This is a genomic window from Streptomyces xinghaiensis S187 (assembly GCF_000220705.2).
GTDB classification, from domain to species: Bacteria; Actinomycetota; Actinomycetes; order Streptomycetales; family Streptomycetaceae; genus Streptomyces; species Streptomyces xinghaiensis.
Genome location: NZ_CP023202.1, coordinates 1,421,184 through 1,435,758, shown reverse-complemented (window position 1 = coordinate 1,435,758; position 14,575 = coordinate 1,421,184). Strand labels below are relative to the sequence as shown.

At 73.6% G+C, this 14,575-nt stretch carries 17 protein-coding genes; 3 read left to right on the top strand and 14 right to left on the bottom strand.

Going from position 1 to position 14,575, the window contains the following annotated elements; translation table 11 throughout:
- The first annotated feature begins 163 nt into the window (after positions 1-163).
- The 3 genes from SXIN_RS06070 (at position 164) to SXIN_RS06060 (ending at position 1,841) form a co-directional block, all read left to right on the top strand.
- Positions 164-1,018 (top strand): helix-turn-helix domain-containing protein, encoded by an 855-nt coding sequence (locus SXIN_RS06070; protein ID WP_019711024.1) that lies wholly within the window; start codon positions 164-166, stop codon positions 1,016-1,018.
- A gap of 11 nt (positions 1,019-1,029) precedes the next feature.
- Positions 1,030-1,233, top strand: coding sequence for a DUF397 domain-containing protein (locus SXIN_RS06065; RefSeq protein ID WP_039823449.1), 204 nt, complete (start codon positions 1,030-1,032; stop codon positions 1,231-1,233).
- A gap of 185 nt (positions 1,234-1,418) precedes the next feature.
- Positions 1,419-1,841, top strand: coding sequence for a hypothetical protein (locus SXIN_RS06060; RefSeq protein WP_019711022.1), 423 nt, complete (start codon positions 1,419-1,421; stop codon positions 1,839-1,841).
- A gap of 36 nt (positions 1,842-1,877) precedes the next feature.
- Here SXIN_RS06060 and SXIN_RS06055 read toward each other — a convergent pair whose 3' ends face one another.
- The 14 genes from SXIN_RS06055 to SXIN_RS06000 all read right to left on the bottom strand — a co-directional run bounded on the left by SXIN_RS06055 (position 1,878) and on the right by SXIN_RS06000 (position 14,469).
- Entirely contained in the window at positions 1,878-2,666 is a 789-nt protein-coding gene (locus tag SXIN_RS06055) for a sirohydrochlorin chelatase (RefSeq protein WP_095756699.1), read from the bottom strand.
- A 16-nt stretch (positions 2,667-2,682) separates the two neighbouring features.
- Positions 2,683-3,642, bottom strand: a complete 960-nt coding sequence (locus SXIN_RS06050) for an ABC transporter permease (RefSeq protein WP_019711020.1) — start codon at positions 3,640-3,642, stop codon at positions 2,683-2,685.
- Positions 3,629-4,417, bottom strand: coding sequence for an ABC transporter ATP-binding protein (locus SXIN_RS06045; protein ID WP_039823441.1), 789 nt, complete (start codon positions 4,415-4,417; stop codon positions 3,629-3,631). The genes SXIN_RS06050 and SXIN_RS06045 overlap by 14 nt, the downstream gene beginning before the upstream one ends.
- Before the next feature lie 95 nt (positions 4,418-4,512).
- Positions 4,513-5,676 carry an ABC transporter substrate-binding protein gene (locus SXIN_RS06040; RefSeq protein ID WP_095756698.1) on the bottom strand — a complete coding sequence of 388 codons (1,164 nt, stop codon included), beginning with the start codon at positions 5,674-5,676 and terminating at the stop codon, positions 4,513-4,515.
- A 108-nt stretch (positions 5,677-5,784) separates the two neighbouring features.
- Positions 5,785-5,907 carry a hypothetical protein gene (locus SXIN_RS32715; RefSeq protein ID WP_265585947.1) on the bottom strand — a complete coding sequence of 41 codons (123 nt, stop codon included), beginning with the start codon at positions 5,905-5,907 and terminating at the stop codon, positions 5,785-5,787.
- 2 nt (positions 5,908-5,909) lie between these two features.
- Positions 5,910-7,316: a sulfate adenylyltransferase subunit 1 gene (locus tag SXIN_RS06035; RefSeq protein ID WP_019711017.1), complete on the bottom strand. Its 1,407-nt coding sequence runs from the start codon at positions 7,314-7,316 to the stop codon at positions 5,910-5,912.
- A gap of 2 nt (positions 7,317-7,318) precedes the next feature.
- Entirely contained in the window at positions 7,319-8,353 is a 1,035-nt protein-coding gene (gene cysD / locus SXIN_RS06030) for a sulfate adenylyltransferase subunit CysD (RefSeq protein ID WP_019711016.1), read from the bottom strand.
- 83 nt (positions 8,354-8,436) lie between these two features.
- Positions 8,437-9,150 carry a phosphoadenylyl-sulfate reductase gene (locus SXIN_RS06025; protein ID WP_019711015.1) on the bottom strand — a complete coding sequence of 238 codons (714 nt, stop codon included), beginning with the start codon at positions 9,148-9,150 and terminating at the stop codon, positions 8,437-8,439.
- The gene (locus SXIN_RS06020) at positions 9,147-9,326 is read right to left on the bottom strand and encodes a hypothetical protein (protein WP_019711014.1); all 180 of its coding nucleotides are present in this window, start codon (positions 9,324-9,326) and stop codon (positions 9,147-9,149) included. The genes SXIN_RS06025 and SXIN_RS06020 overlap by 4 nt, the downstream gene beginning before the upstream one ends.
- Entirely contained in the window at positions 9,323-11,020 is a 1,698-nt protein-coding gene (locus SXIN_RS06015; RefSeq protein ID WP_019711013.1) for a nitrite/sulfite reductase, read from the bottom strand. The genes SXIN_RS06020 and SXIN_RS06015 overlap by 4 nt, the downstream gene beginning before the upstream one ends.
- 234 nt (positions 11,021-11,254) lie before the next feature.
- Positions 11,255-11,338 (bottom strand): putative leader peptide, encoded by an 84-nt coding sequence (locus SXIN_RS32880; protein ID WP_311133484.1) that lies wholly within the window; start codon positions 11,336-11,338, stop codon positions 11,255-11,257.
- Between the two features lie 205 nt (positions 11,339-11,543).
- Positions 11,544-12,119, bottom strand: coding sequence for a GNAT family N-acetyltransferase (locus SXIN_RS06010; protein ID WP_019711012.1), 576 nt, complete (start codon positions 12,117-12,119; stop codon positions 11,544-11,546).
- A 104-nt stretch (positions 12,120-12,223) separates the two neighbouring features.
- The gene (locus SXIN_RS06005) at positions 12,224-12,907 is read right to left on the bottom strand and encodes a class F sortase (protein WP_095756697.1); all 684 of its coding nucleotides are present in this window, start codon (positions 12,905-12,907) and stop codon (positions 12,224-12,226) included.
- Positions 12,908-13,092: 185 nt separating this feature from the next.
- Complete coding sequence (locus SXIN_RS06000; protein WP_095756696.1) at positions 13,093-14,469, bottom strand: helix-turn-helix domain-containing protein; 1,377 nt, start codon at positions 14,467-14,469, stop codon at positions 13,093-13,095.
- Between the last annotated feature and the right edge of the window lie 106 nt (positions 14,470-14,575).

Genomic DNA, 14,575 nt, shown 5'->3' with positions numbered 1-14,575 from the left:
GGAGGTCGTGAAGTCGGCCTGCGCGGCGGCGTGGTCGGTGGACTGCCGGCTCTGACCGTAACGCCCATCATGGTCTAATTCCCATGGAGAACAGCGTCATAAGACCATGACCCACCGATCTGGTGACTGGGCGTTCTGCTGTGCGAGCGAGGAGAGATAACCCATGTCTGCCACGAACGCCATTCCGACGGTTCGGCGCAGGCGTCTGGGCGCGGAGTTGCGGAGACTGCGTGAGCGCACCGAACTGTCCGCGACGGAGGCAGCCGCGCGCCTGGGCGTGCCGCAGTCGAGGCTCAGCGGAATCGAAGCCGGCCGGTACGGTGTGAGCGGTGATCGCGTGCGGGTCCTTGCCCGCAACTACGGCTGCACGGACCAGGCCTTGGTCGACGCGCTCGTGGGCATGACCGGTGACCGCAAGCGCGGGTGGTGGGAAGAGCACCGCGAGACCCTGTCGCAAGGTTTGCTGGATCTTTCGGAACTCGAGCATCACGCGACGGCCATCCGGGTGGCTCAGGTTGTCCACATTCCTGGGCTTCTCCAGACGATCGACCAAGCTCGGGCCTTGTTCCGGCAGGTGGTACCCGCGCTGCTTCCCCACGAGCTGGAATTCCGGCTGTCTCACCGGATGAAGCGCCAAGTGGTTCTCCACCGGGACCGGCCGGTGCCGTACACCGCTGTCATCCACGAAGCGGCTCTGCGCATGCAGTTCGGCGGGGCCGCAACCAGCAGAGCACAGATCCAGCACCTCATCGACATGGGTGAAAGGGAGGACATCACTGTCAGGGTGATTCCATTCGGCGGGGCTCCCTTTCCCTGTTCGGGGCAGGGCATCGACTACTTCAGTGGGCCGGTGAGGCAACTCGACACAGTGCAGATCGACACCGAACACGGGGTGGAACTCGTGGATGCGCAGACTCGGTTGGATAGGTATCGCCTGGTGCTGGACCGGATGGAGAATGCTGCTCTCAGTCCGGCGGCCTCCAAGAACTTTCTGCACCGCCTTGCCCGCGATCTGTGAAAGGACTCACTGTGTCTGTGCTCAACTGGCAGAAATCCAGCTTCAGCCAGGAGGCGTCCTCCTGCGTCTACGTTGCCTCCGTGCCTGATGGAACGCTCCGGCTGCGGGAGAGCGAGGAGCCGGACACCGTCCTCAGGACCACCCGGGGGGCCTTGCGCGAACTCATACGCGGGGTCAAAGCGGGCGAGTTCGCGTTCGCGTCGTCGGAGCCGTGAACGGGTGGCGGCCCCCTGCCGGTGAACCGGAGGACATCGGAGCGGGTGGGAAACGGCCCGACCCTCCCGGGTGTCTGCCGCGATACGGTCCGGTGGGCGGGCCGCAGCGATAATCAGCGGGCCACCGCCACCGGCGGGGCCCGTGGCGGATCGCAGGGGTGGTTCAACAGCGAAGGGCGGGGCTCGTGGACCGGGGTGAGGACGAGATCCTGACCGGAGAGATCGCGGCACTGGGCACGGTGGTCGGGGCCAGCGGCCGCCTGACCGGGCGTGTGGCCAAGCGGTTGAAGAAGAACGTCCACGAGATCGACCTGGTCATCCCCCTGCCGTTCGACGACGCCGTCAAGCGTGTCGCCGACGTGCTCGGGGGAGCCGGGCAGGCCGTTGAGCCCGTGCACGTCGAGCCCGGCGGGGACCGGAGGACGATCCGGGTCGTCGCCGGCGCTGGTATCGGTGGGATGAATCCCGTCGTGGTTACGGCGCTGGTGACACGAGGCGGGGAGCACACCTCGGCGGTCAGGCTTCGTGCCGCTGCCAAGGAAGGTCTGATCAAGCAACGGGCGGGCGAGAAGACCGCCGTCCGCCTCGCGGCGCTGCTGAGCGAGTAGCGCGGAGGCGGCGAGCCACCCCGAAGAGCAGCGCCGTCAGGCGCTCAACGCCCTGAGGGCCGGGCGGGCCGCGCGGGACTCGTCGTAGCGGGTCAGGAGCAGGCGCGCCAGCCGCTCGTCCGGGCCGAGGACGCCGGCCAGGACGTCCGCGCCCGCCTCCCGCGCGCCCGCCGCGATGCGGTCCGGGAGACGGCCCGGGGCGATGACGTACGGGGCCACCGCCACCCGGCGGGCCCCGTCCGCGCGCAGGGCGCGGACGGCGTCCGCCGTGCGGGGGAGCTGAGCGGAGGCGAACGCAGGCCGCACGGCGCACCAACCGGTGCGCCGCCACTCCCGCGCGATTGCTGCGATCACTGCGATCGCCTCCGGGTCGGAGGAGCCCGCCGAGGCCAGGACGATTCCGGTCGACGCGCGGTCGTCCGGGGCCAGTCCGGCTTCGTACAGGCGCTGTTCGAGGGTGTCGAGGAGGAGCGGGGACGGGCCGAGGACGTCCGCCTGGGTGATCGTGAGGCGGGGCAGCCGCGCGCGGGCCTCGCCGAGCACCCCGGGGATGTCGGACTTGGCGTGGAAGGCCCGGGTCAGCAGCAGCGGGAGGGCGATGACCTCGCGGACGCCCTCCGCGGCCAGCCGGTCCAGCAGCCGCGGCACGCTCGGGGCGCAGAAGTCCAGGTAGCCCGTCTCGACGCGCAGGCCCGGCCGCAGGGAGCGGACGCGCTCGGCGAGCGCGGTGACGGTCGCGGCGTGGCGCGGGTCGCGGCTGCCGTGGGCGGTGATCACCAGGGTGGGGGCGGCGGAGGTGCCGTGCGAGAGGGGCTGTGGGGTCATGGTGGCGGGTGTCCGTTCAGCGGGCGCCGGCGATCAGGCCGCGGCTGCGCAGCACGCGGCGTTCGACGGGCGCGAAGACGAGCAGTTCGATGCCGATGCCGACGACGAGGATGAGGGTGATGGCGCCGAGCACCAGCGGCATGTCCTGGTAGACCCGGCCCGTTTCCAGGAGCTGTCCCAGGCCGACGCCCAGCTCCGGTGACTTGGCGATCAGTTCGGCGGCCATCAGCGCACGCCAGGAGAACGCCCAGCCCTGCTTGAGGCCGGAGATGTAGCCGGGCATCGCGGCGGGCAGCAGCACATGCCGTACGCCCCTGAGCCCGGTGGCGCCGATGACCTGGCCGGCGCGCAGATACAGCGGCGGGATCCGGTCCACGCCCGCGACCAGGCCGTTCGCGATCGACGGTACGGCGCCCAGCAGCACCACCGTGTAGATCGTCGCGTCCGAGAGGCCGAACCAGATGATGGCCGCGGGCACCCAGGCGACCGACGGCAGCGACTGCAGCCCGGACAGGATCGGCCCGATCGCCGCCCGCACCGGCTTCACCCGGGCCACGATCAGGCCCAGCGGGGTGCCGATGGCGAGCGAGGCGGCGAAGCCCAGCGCGCCCCGGGAGACGCTGTTCCAGACCACGCCGAGGATCGTGCCCTTGTACCACTCGTCGGCCAGGGCGTTCCAGACGTCCAGCGGCCCGGGCAGCTGGTAGTGCGGCTTGATCTCCAGGACGTACGCGAGCTGCCACAGCGCCAGCACGATGACGACGGCGACGACCGGCGGCAGCACCTTGTCGAGCAGGAGCCGGCCGAACGGCACCCGGGACGCGGTGTGCGTCTCCAGGGCGTCGAGACCGGCCTCCAGCCCCTCCAGGTCGCTGGGCGAACCGTTCGGCGAGCCGTTCGCGGAGGCGGCCGCGGAGGACGACGGGGAGGCGCCGCCCGTGCCGTCCGCGCCGCCCCGGGTGTCAGTGCTGGCCATGCCGGCGGATCTCCCCCCGCAGTTGTTCGGTGATCTCCACGGAGAGCCGGGCCACGGCCGCGTCCTCGATCCGGCGCGGCTGCGGGATGTCCACCCGCCACTCCCGGGCGATCCGGCCGGGGCGGGAGGACAGCAGCACCACGCGCTGGGCGAGCCGGACCGCCTCGCGCACGTTGTGGGTGACGAAGAGGACGGAGAGGTTCGTCTCGGTCCAGATCCGGGTCAGCTCCTCGTGCAGCACGTCGCGCGTGATGGCGTCGAGGGCCGCGAACGGCTCGTCCATCAGCAGCAGATTGCTGTCCTGGGCCAGGGCCCGGGCCAGCGCCACCCGCTGCCGCATCCCGCCGGACAGTTCGTGCACCCGCTTGCCGTACGCGCCCTTCAGCCGGACCAGCTCCAGCAGCCGCTCGGCCTCCGGGCGCCGGTCCGCTTTGGGCACGCCCCGCATGCGCAGGGCCAGTTCGATGTTGCGTCCCGCGGTGAGCCACGGGAACAGGGCGTGCTCCTGGAACATCAGGGCGGGCCGGCCGTGGGGGACGCCGATCTCCCCGGAGGTGGGCCGGTCGAGCCCCGCCACCAGGTTGAGCAGCGTGGACTTCCCACAGCCCGACGCGCCCAGCAGACAGACGAACTCGCCGTTCGCCACGTCGAGGCTGATGTCGTCCAGGACGAGCTGGCGGCCGCCGCCGCGGCCGAACGACTTGGACACGTGATCGAGCCGTACGGCGTGGTCGGCCGGGGCCTCGGTGTGCGGCGCGAGGAGCGTGGTGGCCATCGGTGTCACCTCCGGAGGGACGGGTTCGGCGCTGCGGTGGACGGTGCTGCGGCGGGCGGTGCCGGTGCGGGCCATGCGGGTGCGGGTGGTGCCGGTCAGCCGGAACCCAGGCCGGCGGCGGAGACCTGCCGCGCGCCGCGCTCCGCCAGCACCTTGTTGAGGAGCCTCAGGTCGTAGATGCCGCGCAGGTCGGGGTTCTCCAGCAGCCCGGCCCGCTCGGCGTGTTCGGCCTGGCGGGCGAGGGTGGCGGCGAGCGGGTCGTCGAGCACCTCGATGTGCTCGAACGCGGGGTCGAGCACCTCGGGCGGCAGGGCCTTGCCGCCCTGCCGCTCCAGCGCGGTGTTGAGCGAGGCCCTGGCCTCCTCGGGGTGGCTCTTGATCCAGGCGTTGGCCTTGACGGAGCCGCGCAGCACGGCCTCCACCGCCTCCGGGTGCCGGGCGAGGAACCGCTGCGAGACGACCATGGTGGTGATGACGTGCCGGCCGTCCTCCCACAGGTCCCGCTCGTCCAGCAGGACCCTGCCGCCCTGGGCGGTGAGCTGTGAGGCGGTGGGCTCCGGCACCCAGGCGGCGTCGATGTCCCCGCGCCGGAAGAAGGCCGGGGTCTCCTTGTTGTCGATGCGCAGCACGGTCGCCTCGCCCTCGCCGCTGTCCGGATCGACCCGCAGGCCCTTCTCCGCGAGGTAGTGGAGCAGCGCCACGTCCTGGGTGTTGCCGAGCTGCGGTGTGGCGATCCGCTTGCCGCGCAGGTCGTCCGGGCCGCTCACCCGGTCGGGGTGCGCGACGAGGGAGACCCCGCCGGAGGCCGAGCCGGAGATGATCCGGAGGTTCCGGCCGCCGGCCCTGGTGTAGCCGTTGACGGCGGGGGAGGGGCCGAGCCAGGCGATGTCCACGGAACCCGCGTTGAGCGCCTCGACGGCGGACGGGCCGGCGCCGAACACCTGCGCGGTCACCTTGGTCCCGCCCAGCTCCTTCTGGAAGAAGCCCTCCCGGTCGCCGACGAGCGCGGTGGCGTGGGTGACGTTGGCGAAGTAGCCCAGCCGTACCTCGTCCAGCCCGCCCGTGCGTTCACCGCGCGGCTGCACCTTGGCGACGCCGCCGGTCTCGGCCCGGGAGCCGTAGCCGCAGGCGCCGAGCGCGACGGCCAGCAGCGCGGCGAGCGCGGCGGCGACGGCCGCGGTGGCGTACCGGTGCCGGGGGCGGTGCCCCCGGCGGGTGCGGCGCGGCCCCCGGAGCGGGGCGGGGTGGTCGGCAGACACGGGAGGGGTGTCCTCTCGGAGGGCGGCCGGGCTCGGCGCGGGGTGGCGGCGCGCCCGGCGGGGCGGCGGTTTCGGGACGGTGCGAGTGCGGGGCGCGGGGTCAGCCGCTCAGCCGCGGGCACATCGCCCGACGCCGCCCTCGCCGCTGCCGAGGGCGCCGCTGCCGACCCGGCCGCCCTCCTTGGCGAAGGTCGACCAGCTCTCGGTGGCGGGACGGGCCGTGGTGGTCACGGTCAGAAGTCCCAGCCGTCGTCGGCCGCGCCGTCCGCGGCCCGCGCGGTGCCGTTCGCGGACTCGGTGAACGCGTCGCCCGCCATGCCCGCCGTGAGCGTCGTGCCGTCCGCCGGGTCGATCAGCAGGAACGATCCGGTGCGGCGCGAGTCGGCGTAGGCGTCGAGGGCGAGCGGCTCGGAGGTGCGCAGCACGATCCGGCCGATGTCGTTGGCCGCCAGCTCGCCCGGCGCCGGGTGGCGCGCGAGACCGCCGTGTTCGTCGGGCTCGCTGAGCGCCAGCCGGGACGGGATGTCCTTGACGATCGCCTTGACCGTGCGGGTGGTGTGCTTGAGCAGCACCCGGTCGCCGACGGCCAGCGGCCGGTCGTGCAGATGGCAGACGGTCGCCTCGACGTCCTGCGTGACGGCCGGGGCGGTGGCGGTGGTGACGATGATGTCGCCGCGCGAGATGTCGAGGTCGTCGTCGAGGAGGACGGTGACGGACTGCGGCGACCAGGCCGCGTCCACGTTCTCCCCGAGGGCGTCGATGGCCGTGACGGTGCTGGTGCGGCCGGACGGCAGTACGGTCACCGGGTCTCCCACCCGCAGCACCCCGGAGGCCAGCTGGCCCGCGTAGCCCCGGTAGTCGGGGTGCTCGGGGGTCTGCGGGCGGATGACGTACTGGACGGGGAAGCGCACCGGGTCACCGGACGGGTCGTCGGTGACCGGCACCGTCTCCAGGTGCTCCAGGACGGTCGGGCCGCCGTACCAGTCCATGGTGGCGGACGGGGTGACCACGTTGTCCCCGGCCAGCGCGGAGATCGGGATGGCGGTGATCTCCGGGACGCCGAGCGCGGCCGCGTAGGCCGTGAACTCCCCGGCGATCCGGGCGAAGACGGACTCCTCGTAGCCGACGAGGTCCATCTTGTTGACGGCGAGGACGACGTGCGGCACCCGGAGCAGCGCGGCGACGGCGGCGTGCCGGCGGGTCTGCTCCACGACGCCGTTGCGGGCGTCGACGAGGACGACGGCCAGCTCGGCCGTCGACGCCCCGGTGACCATGTTCCGGGTGTACTGCACATGGCCGGGGGTGTCGGCGAGGATGAACCGGCGGCGCGGGGTGGCGAAGTACCGGTAGGCCACGTCGATGGTGATGCCCTGCTCGCGCTCCGCCCGCAGCCCGTCCGTGAGCAGCGCGAGGTCCGGGGCTTCCTGGCCGCGGCTGCGGGAGGCGTGCTCGACGGCCTCCAGCTGGTCGGCCAGGACGGACTTGGAGTCGTGCAGGAGCCGGCCCACCAGGGTGGACTTGCCGTCGTCGACGCTGCCGGCGGTGGCGAACCGCAGCAGCGTGGCGGACTCGCCGGCGGCGGTCAGGCTCTCGGCGGCGGCCGCCGCGGCCGCGGCGGCGGGTGTGTCGGTGCTGCTCATGGTTAGAAGTACCCCTCGCGCTTGCGGTCCTCCATGGCGGCCTCGGACAGCTTGTCGTCGGCGCGGGTGGCGCCCCGCTCGGTGAGCCGGGAGGCGGCGATCTCGGTGATGACGGCCTCGATGGTGTCGGCGCCGGAGTCCACGGCCCCGGTGCAGGACATGTCGCCGACCGTGCGGTAGCGCACCCTGCGGGTCTCGGTCCGCTCGCCGTCCTTCGGCCCGCCCCACTCGCCGGGCGCGAGCCACATGCCGTTGCGGGCGAAGACCTCCCGCTCGTGGGCGTAGTAGATGGCGGGGAGTTCGATCTTCTCCCGGGCGATGTACTGCCACACGTCCAGCTCGGTCCAGTTGGAGAGCGGGAAGACGCGGACGTGCTCGCCGGGGGAGTGGCGGCCGTTGTAGAGCTGCCACAGCTCGGGGCGCTGGCGGCGCGGGTTCCAGCCGCCGAACTCGTCGCGCAGGGAGAACACGCGCTCCTTGGCGCGGGCCTTCTCCTCGTCGCGCCGGCCGCCGCCGAAGACGGCGTCGAAGCGGTTCCGTTCGATGGCGTCCAGCAGCGGGACGGTCTGCAGCGGGTTGCGGGTGCCGTCCGGGCGCTCGCGGAGCTTGCCCGCGTCGATGAACTCCTGGACGGAGGCCACATGGAGGCGCAGGCCGTGCTCGGCGACGGTGCGGTCGCGGAAGTCCAGCACCTCGGGGAAGTTGTGCCCGGTGTCGACATGGAGCAGGGAGAACGGGACGGCGGCGGGGGCGAAGGCCTTCAGCGCCAGGTGGAGCATGACGATGGAGTCCTTGCCGCCGGAGAAGAGGATCACCGGCCGCTCGAACTCGCCCGCCACCTCGCGGAAGATGTGCACGGCCTCGGACTCCAGCGCGTCCAGGTGCGACAGGGCGTACGGGCTGCCGCCGGGTCCGGCGGTGTCCGTGCCCTCCGTGCCTGCCGCGGCGTCCGTGCCCTCCGCGGCGTCCGTGCTCGCGGCGGGTGCGGTCCGTCCGTCCGGCCCCGCGGTCCCGTCCGCCTCGGTCGTGGTGGTCATGATCGGCCCTCCTCCTCGGCGCCCGTCTCCCCGGTTCACCCCGGGTCCTTCTCGGTCTGCGGCCCCAGCCGGGCGATCGCTCATCAGGTGTGCAGTCCGCACTCGGTCTTGCCGCGGCCCGCCCAGCGGCCGGCCCGGACGTCCTCGCCCGGCTTGACGCGCCGGGTGCAGGGGGCGCAGCCGATCGAGGGGTAGCCGTCCGTCAGCAGCGGGTTGGTGAGCACGCCGTGCTCGGCGACGTAGGCGTCCAGGTCGTCCTGCGTCCAGGTGGCGATCGGCGAGATCTTGACCTTCTGGCGCTTGGCGTCCCAGTCGACGACCGGGGTGGCGGCCCGGGTGGGGCCGTTGTCGCGGCGCAGCCCGGTCGCCCAGGCGTCGTAGCCCGACAGTCCTTCTTCGAGGGGGGCCACCTTGCGCAGGGCGCAGCACAGGTCGGGGTCGCGGTCGTGCAGCTTCGGCCCGTACTCGGCGTCCTGCTCGGCGACGGTCTGCCGCGGCGTCACGCTGATCACGTTGACGTCCATGACGGCGGCCACGGCGTCGCGGGTGCCGATGGTCTCGGGGAAGTGGTAGCCGGTGTCGAGGAACACCACGTCCACGCCCGGCTGGACGCGGGACGCCAGGTGGGCGACGACCGCGTCCTCCATCGAGGAGGTGACGCAGAAGCGGCTGCCGAAGGTGTCCGCGGCCCAGCGCAGGACCTCCTCGGGGCCGGCGTCGCCGAACTCGGCGGCGCCCTTCTCGGCGAGGGCGCGGAGTTCGGCGGTGGTGTGGCGGGGTGAGGGTGCGGTGGTCATGCGGTGGTTCCCCCTTCGTGGTGGCCGGTGCGCGGGCCGGAGAGCAGCCCGAGGAAGGAGAGCCGGAAGGCGCGGGCGCAGGACCCGCACTCCCAGGCGCCGTGGCCCTCCTCGGAGGGCCGCAGGTCCTCGTCCCCGCAGTACGGGCAGTGGAACGGCGCTGCGCGGTCGCTCATGACAGGTCCTCCGCGGAGGCGCGTGCCGCCCAGGTGGCGAACCGCTCGCCGTCCTCGCGCTGCTTCTCGAAGCGGCGCAGCACCCGCTCGACGTAGTCGGGGAGTTCGGCGGAGGTGACCTTGAGGCCGCGGACCTTGCGGCCGAAGGCGGCGTCGAAGCCGAGGGAGCCGCCCAGGTGCACCTGGTAGCCCTCGACCTGGTTGCCGTCGGCGTCCAGCATCAGCTGGCCCTTGAGACCGATGTCGGCGGTCTGGATGCGGGCGCAGGCGTTGGGGCAGCCGTTGATGTTGATGGTCACCGGCTCCTCGAAGTCCGGCATCCGGGCCTCGAGTTCCTCGATGAGGGAGATGCCGCGCGCCTTGGTCTCGACGATGGCGAGCTTGCAGAACTCGATGCCGGTGCAGGCGATGACACCGCGCCGGAACGGCGAGGGGCTGACCTGGAAGCCGAGCTCCTCCAGACCGGAGACGAGGGAGTCGATCCGGTCCTTCTCCACGTCGAGGATGATCATCTTCTGTTCGACGGTGGTGTTGAGCCGGTCCGAGCCGTGGGCGGCCGCCAGGTCGGCGAGGCGGGTGAGGGTGGCGCCGTCGACGCGGCCGACGCGCGGGGCGAAGCCCACGTAGTAGCGGCCGTCGTGCTGCCGGTGGACGCCGACGTGGTCGCGCCACTGGGTGGAGGGCTCCGGCGGGGCGGGGCCGTCCGTGAGCTTCCGCTTCAGGTACTCGTCCTCCAGCACCTGCCGGAACTTCTCGGTGCCCCAGTCGGCGACGAGGAACTTCAGCCGGGCGCGGTTGCGGAGGCGGCGGTAGCCGTAGTCGCGGAAGATGCCGGTGACACCGGCCCAGACGTCCGGGACCTCGTCCAGCGGCACCCAGGCGCCGAGGCGCTGGGCGAGCTTGGGGTTGGTGGACAGCCCGCCGCCCACCCAGAGGTCGAACCCCGGGCCGTGCTCGGGGTGGTCGACGCCGACGAAGGCGATGTCGTTGATCTCGTGGACGACGTCCTGGACCGGGGAGCCGGAGACCGCGGTCTTGAACTTGCGCGGCAGGTTGGAGAACTCCTTGCTGCCGATGTAGCGGCGGTGGATCTCCTCCACGGCGGGGGTGCCGTCGATGATCTCGTCGGCGGCGATGCCGGCCACCGGGGAGCCGATGATCACGCGGGGGCAGTCGCCGCAGGCCTCGGTGGTCGACAGCCCGACGGCCTCCAGCTTCTCCCAGATGGCGGGGACGTCCTCGATGCGGACCCAGTGCAGCTGGACGTTCTGCCGGTCGGTGATGTCGGCGGTGCCGCGGGCGTAGCTCTCCGACACCTCGCCGATGGCGCGGAGCTGAGCGGTGGTCAGGCGTCCGCCGTCGACGCGGACCCGCAGCATGAAGTACTTGTCCTCCAGCTCCTCGGGCTCCAGGACGGCGGTCTTGCCGCCGTCGATCCCGGGGCGGCGCTGGGTGTAGAGGCCCCACCAGCGCATCCGGCCGCGGAGGTCCGTGGGGTCGATGGAGTCGAAACCGGCCTTGGCGTAGATCGTCTCAATGCGTGTCCGCACATTGAGACCGTCGTCGTCCTTCTTGAACTGCTCGTTGCCGTTGAGCGGGGTGTGGTGCCCGACGCCCCACTGGCCCTCGCCGCGGTGGCGGCCGGCCTTCCGGCGGGTCGTGGCGGTGCTGGCGCGTTCTGAGGTGGCGGCCATGGCGGTGGTGTCCTTCTCGGGCTGCTCAGGAGGAGACAAGGGGGGACATGCCTCCCGCCGGTCGGGCCGGAAGCGCAAGGTGAACGGGGCACACCCCTGCTGACCTGTACTGCGGCAGGAGTCCACCGCTCGGCGCGGCGGAGCCCGCGGCGCTGCGGTGGTCACGCGGTGGTCAGGGGTGTTCGCTCGTCCGCGAGGGCGGGGACGGCGGGAAGCTCGGTGGCGCTGGGACTGTCAGCCCGCCGGACAGATGGCGCTGGACATGCGGCAGAGATCGACGTGGCGCCGACTCACCAAGGCAATTCCAGCTTCAGACATGCCGAGAGCGTGCCACGACGCTCGTGGGGCAGTCCATCGTTGTCCGCCAATTGGACAACAATGTTTCGGAATGTGGATGCTTGTGGCCCGGGTCACAGACCGGGCCGCCCGGGCCGTGACCGGATGGTGCCGTCCGCGGCCGGATCCGCCCGGTGGCGGAGCGCCCCCGGGGCCCGTCCGCCGGCGGGGCGGACCGGAAGCCGGGTCAGAAAGCCCCCGGCCACGGGCCCGGAGGCGGCGTCCCGGGCTCCTCCGCGGTGCGCGTGTCGTACAGCCGGAAGCCGCGCCGCCGGTAGTTGTCCAGCGCGTACGGGCCGTCCTTGCTGCAGGTGTGCACCCACACCCGCCGCGTCGGGGCGAGCCCCGGCCACCGCCCGGCGAGGTCCCAGGCGCGTGCCGTGCCCAGGCTCAGCAGATGCCCGCCGATGCGGCGGCCGCGGAAGGACGGGACCAGGCCGAAGTAGACGATCTCCACCACCCCGTCCTCCTGGGCCTCCAGCTCGATGTACCCGGCCGGGGTGCCCCGGTCGTACGCCACCCACGTCTCGACGCCGGGCCGTTCGAGGAACTCCCGCCAGCGGGCGTACGGCCAGTCCAGCCGGTCCGTCCACGTCACGTCGCCGCCGACCGCCGTGTAGAGGAAGCGGCTGAACTCGGGGGAGGGGACCTCCGCCCGCTCGACGCGCGAACCCCGCCCGTCCGCCGGCGCCGCGGCGGGCACCAGATCGGCGGCCGAGGTCTGCTCCAGGTACCAGGTGGTCACGGTGACGCTGCTGCTCATGGCGCCATCCCATCACGCCACCCGCACGCCCCCGCCGCGCGCCCCGTCCCCGCCCCGCCGTCGGGCCCCGGCGCGGACCGGGGCACGGAGCCGGGCGGCCGTGCTCACCGCACCGAGGTCAGCCGGGCGTAGACGACGACGTTGCCCGCGTAGCCGGTCTTCTCGTCGTAGCCGCCCCCGCAGGTGAGCACCCGCAGCTCCGCATGGCCCGTGCCGTCGTACACCCGCTCGGCCGGGAAGGGGTCCTTGGCCACCACCTCGACGCGGTAGACCCCGAACACGGCGGTGCGCCCGTCCGCCCGGGACACCTCGACGTCCATGCCGGGCCGGACGGCCCCGAGGGGGTAGAAGACGGCCGGTCCGGACGCGTTGTCGACATGCCCGACCAGGACCGAGGTGCCGCGCTCCCCGGGGGTCACCGCCTCCGCGAACCAGCCGGCGAGGTTCCGCTCCCGGGCGGGCGGCGCCTCGATCCAGCCGTCGCCGTCCGTGGCGACGGGCGTCAGGGGGGCGTCGACGCGGACGGCGGGGACGCGCACCCGCCGCGGCACGGAGCGCGGCAACGGCTCGGCGGCCCGCACGGCGGGCGGACTCCGCAGGTCCGCCGGGGCGTTCGCGGGCTGCGGCGGCCCGCCGGAGCCGGCCGTGCCCTGGTGCAGCAGCGTGAGCCCGACGAGGAGGAGCAGCGCGAGCAGCCCCCAGACGCCGTTTCCAGGCCCAGCGCGGCGCCCGGGCCGCGCGCGGCGGGAGCCGCCCGGGCCCCGCTCCTCGACGCTGCCGCCGCCCATCGCTCTCCCCTCGGGGCGGGCCCTCCGCCGCGCCGGACCGGCCCCGTCGCACGCCGACCGTCCCCCTCGCACGCTAGAGGCGCGGAACGGGCACGGCCACAGCGGTGGCGCGAACGGGTGCCCCGCGCGCGGGCGGGCGGCCCGCGGCAAGCGGCCGCCTCGGGGCCGGCCGGGGCCCGCCGGGCTCAACTCCCCGGCAGCGGCGGCCGGGACGGCGCCGGCCCGTCCTCGGTCCGGCGGGCCGCGACGACCAGCGGGGCCGTGGAGCGCGGCAGCAGGTCACCGGGGTGGTCCGGCGCGAGCAGCCGCACGTCCACACCGTCCGCGAAGCGGTACGGGCGGTGGTCCAGGACTCCGCCGAGGGTCCGCCGCAGCCGGGACATCTCCGCCCGGACGGTCACCGTGCGGGACGGGTCCCCGAACAGGTCCGCGGCGAGCTGGGCCGCGGACCGCCCGGCGGGGCGGCGCGCCAGCGCGTACAGCATCTCGGCGTGGCGCGGGCTCAGCGGCTGCGTCCAGTCGCCCGTACCGCCGGTGACCGTCAGGGTGGGGCGGCCCGGCCGGCGCAGGTCCAGCGCGACGCCCGTGACCGGCGGGGCGTCACCGGGACCGGGCGGGGACGCCTCGTCCAGCCGGATCAGCCAGCCGTCCGGCAGCGGCTCCACGGTGCAGGGGCCCAGGGCGGGAAGCCGGCGGCTGCCCGTGCCGAAGTTCTCCGGCAGCGCCAGCCGCCCCGGGGGCGGCATCCCGGTGACGGCGGCCGTCCAGCCGGAACGGTCGATCGCCACGGCCCGGGCGCCGCCCAGCCGGCACAGCAGGGGAGCCGCCACGGCCCGCAGCCGCTCGATGGTCTCCAGATGCCGCTCCCGCAGCTCGCTCTCCCCGAGCCGGGCGACGGACGCCACGAGCCGCGCCGTCGCCGGATGCACGGTGGCGGCCGGCCCGCTGACGTCCACCACGCCCAGCAGCCGCCCGTCCCGCGGGTCGTGCAGCGGCGCGGCGGCGCAGGTCCAGGAGTGGTGGCTGCGGACGAAGTGCTCCGCGGAGTGCACCCGCACCGGCCGGCCGGTGACCAGGGCGGTGCCGATGCCGTTCGTGCCGACCGACTCCTCGGCCCAGCTGGAGCCCGGCTCCAGGCCGATACGGTCCGCCTCCAGCCGCACCCGGGCGTTGCCGTCCCGCCACAGCACCCGGCCGTCCGCGTCGGTGACCACCATGATGTGCCGCGCCGCGTCCGCGACCGACACCAGCCCCTCCCGCAGGGTGGGGAGGACGGCGGCCAGCGGGGAGGTGCGGCGGCGGTGCTCCAGCTCGTCGAGCGGCAGCAGCCGGGCCGGGGCCCCGCGGTCCGGGTCCAGGCCGAGCCGCAGCACCCGCATCCAGGACTCGCCGATCAGCGGGTGGGCGGCCGGCGGCGGACGCAGACCGGAGAGCGCGGCCTCCCGCAGACCGCTGAGCACCCGGGCGGTTTCGCGCGTATCCCCGGGTGCGGCCGGGGCCGGCTTCTGCGGTGTGTGGTTCACGGTGCGGTCTCCGTCAAGGAGGGGGGCCGGTGGCGGCATCGGCACCGGCGGAACGGCGGCTTCCCCCATGGTGCCGCCCAAGCGGCCTGAACAGCACACCACTTGACGCAAATGCTGCGACCCGCCGCAACCTCTGCAACCTTTG

Bases quoted from the DNA above. Each gene is read 5' to 3' on its own strand.
- SXIN_RS06035 (WP_019711017.1), bottom strand. From the start codon at position 7,316: ATGAGCAGCACCGACACACCCGCCGCCGCGGCCGCGGCGGCCGCCGCC.
- cysD (WP_019711016.1), bottom strand. From the start codon at position 8,353: ATGACCACCACGACCGAGGCGGACGGGACCGCGGGGCCGGACGGACGG.
- SXIN_RS06050 (WP_019711020.1), bottom strand. From the start codon at position 3,642: ATGGCCAGCACTGACACCCGGGGCGGCGCGGACGGCACGGGCGGCGCC.
- SXIN_RS06015 (WP_019711013.1), bottom strand. From the start codon at position 11,020: ATGGCCGCCACCTCAGAACGCGCCAGCACCGCCACGACCCGCCGGAAG.
- SXIN_RS06000 (WP_095756696.1), bottom strand. From the start codon at position 14,469: ATGCCGCCACCGGCCCCCCTCCTTGACGGAGACCGCACCGTGAACCAC.
- SXIN_RS06005 (WP_095756697.1), bottom strand. From the start codon at position 12,907: ATGGGCGGCGGCAGCGTCGAGGAGCGGGGCCCGGGCGGCTCCCGCCGC.
- SXIN_RS06020 (WP_019711014.1), bottom strand. From the start codon at position 9,326: ATGAGCGACCGCGCAGCGCCGTTCCACTGCCCGTACTGCGGGGACGAG.
- SXIN_RS06025 (WP_019711015.1), bottom strand. From the start codon at position 9,150: ATGACCACCGCACCCTCACCCCGCCACACCACCGCCGAACTCCGCGCC.
- SXIN_RS06055 (WP_095756699.1), bottom strand. From the start codon at position 2,666: ATGACCCCACAGCCCCTCTCGCACGGCACCTCCGCCGCCCCCACCCTG.
- SXIN_RS06010 (WP_019711012.1), bottom strand. From the start codon at position 12,119: ATGAGCAGCAGCGTCACCGTGACCACCTGGTACCTGGAGCAGACCTCG.
- SXIN_RS32880 (WP_311133484.1), bottom strand. From the start codon at position 11,338: ATGTCTGAAGCTGGAATTGCCTTGGTGAGTCGGCGCCACGTCGATCTC.
- SXIN_RS06070 (WP_019711024.1), top strand. From the start codon at position 164: ATGTCTGCCACGAACGCCATTCCGACGGTTCGGCGCAGGCGTCTGGGC.
- SXIN_RS06045 (WP_039823441.1), bottom strand. From the start codon at position 4,417: ATGGCCACCACGCTCCTCGCGCCGCACACCGAGGCCCCGGCCGACCAC.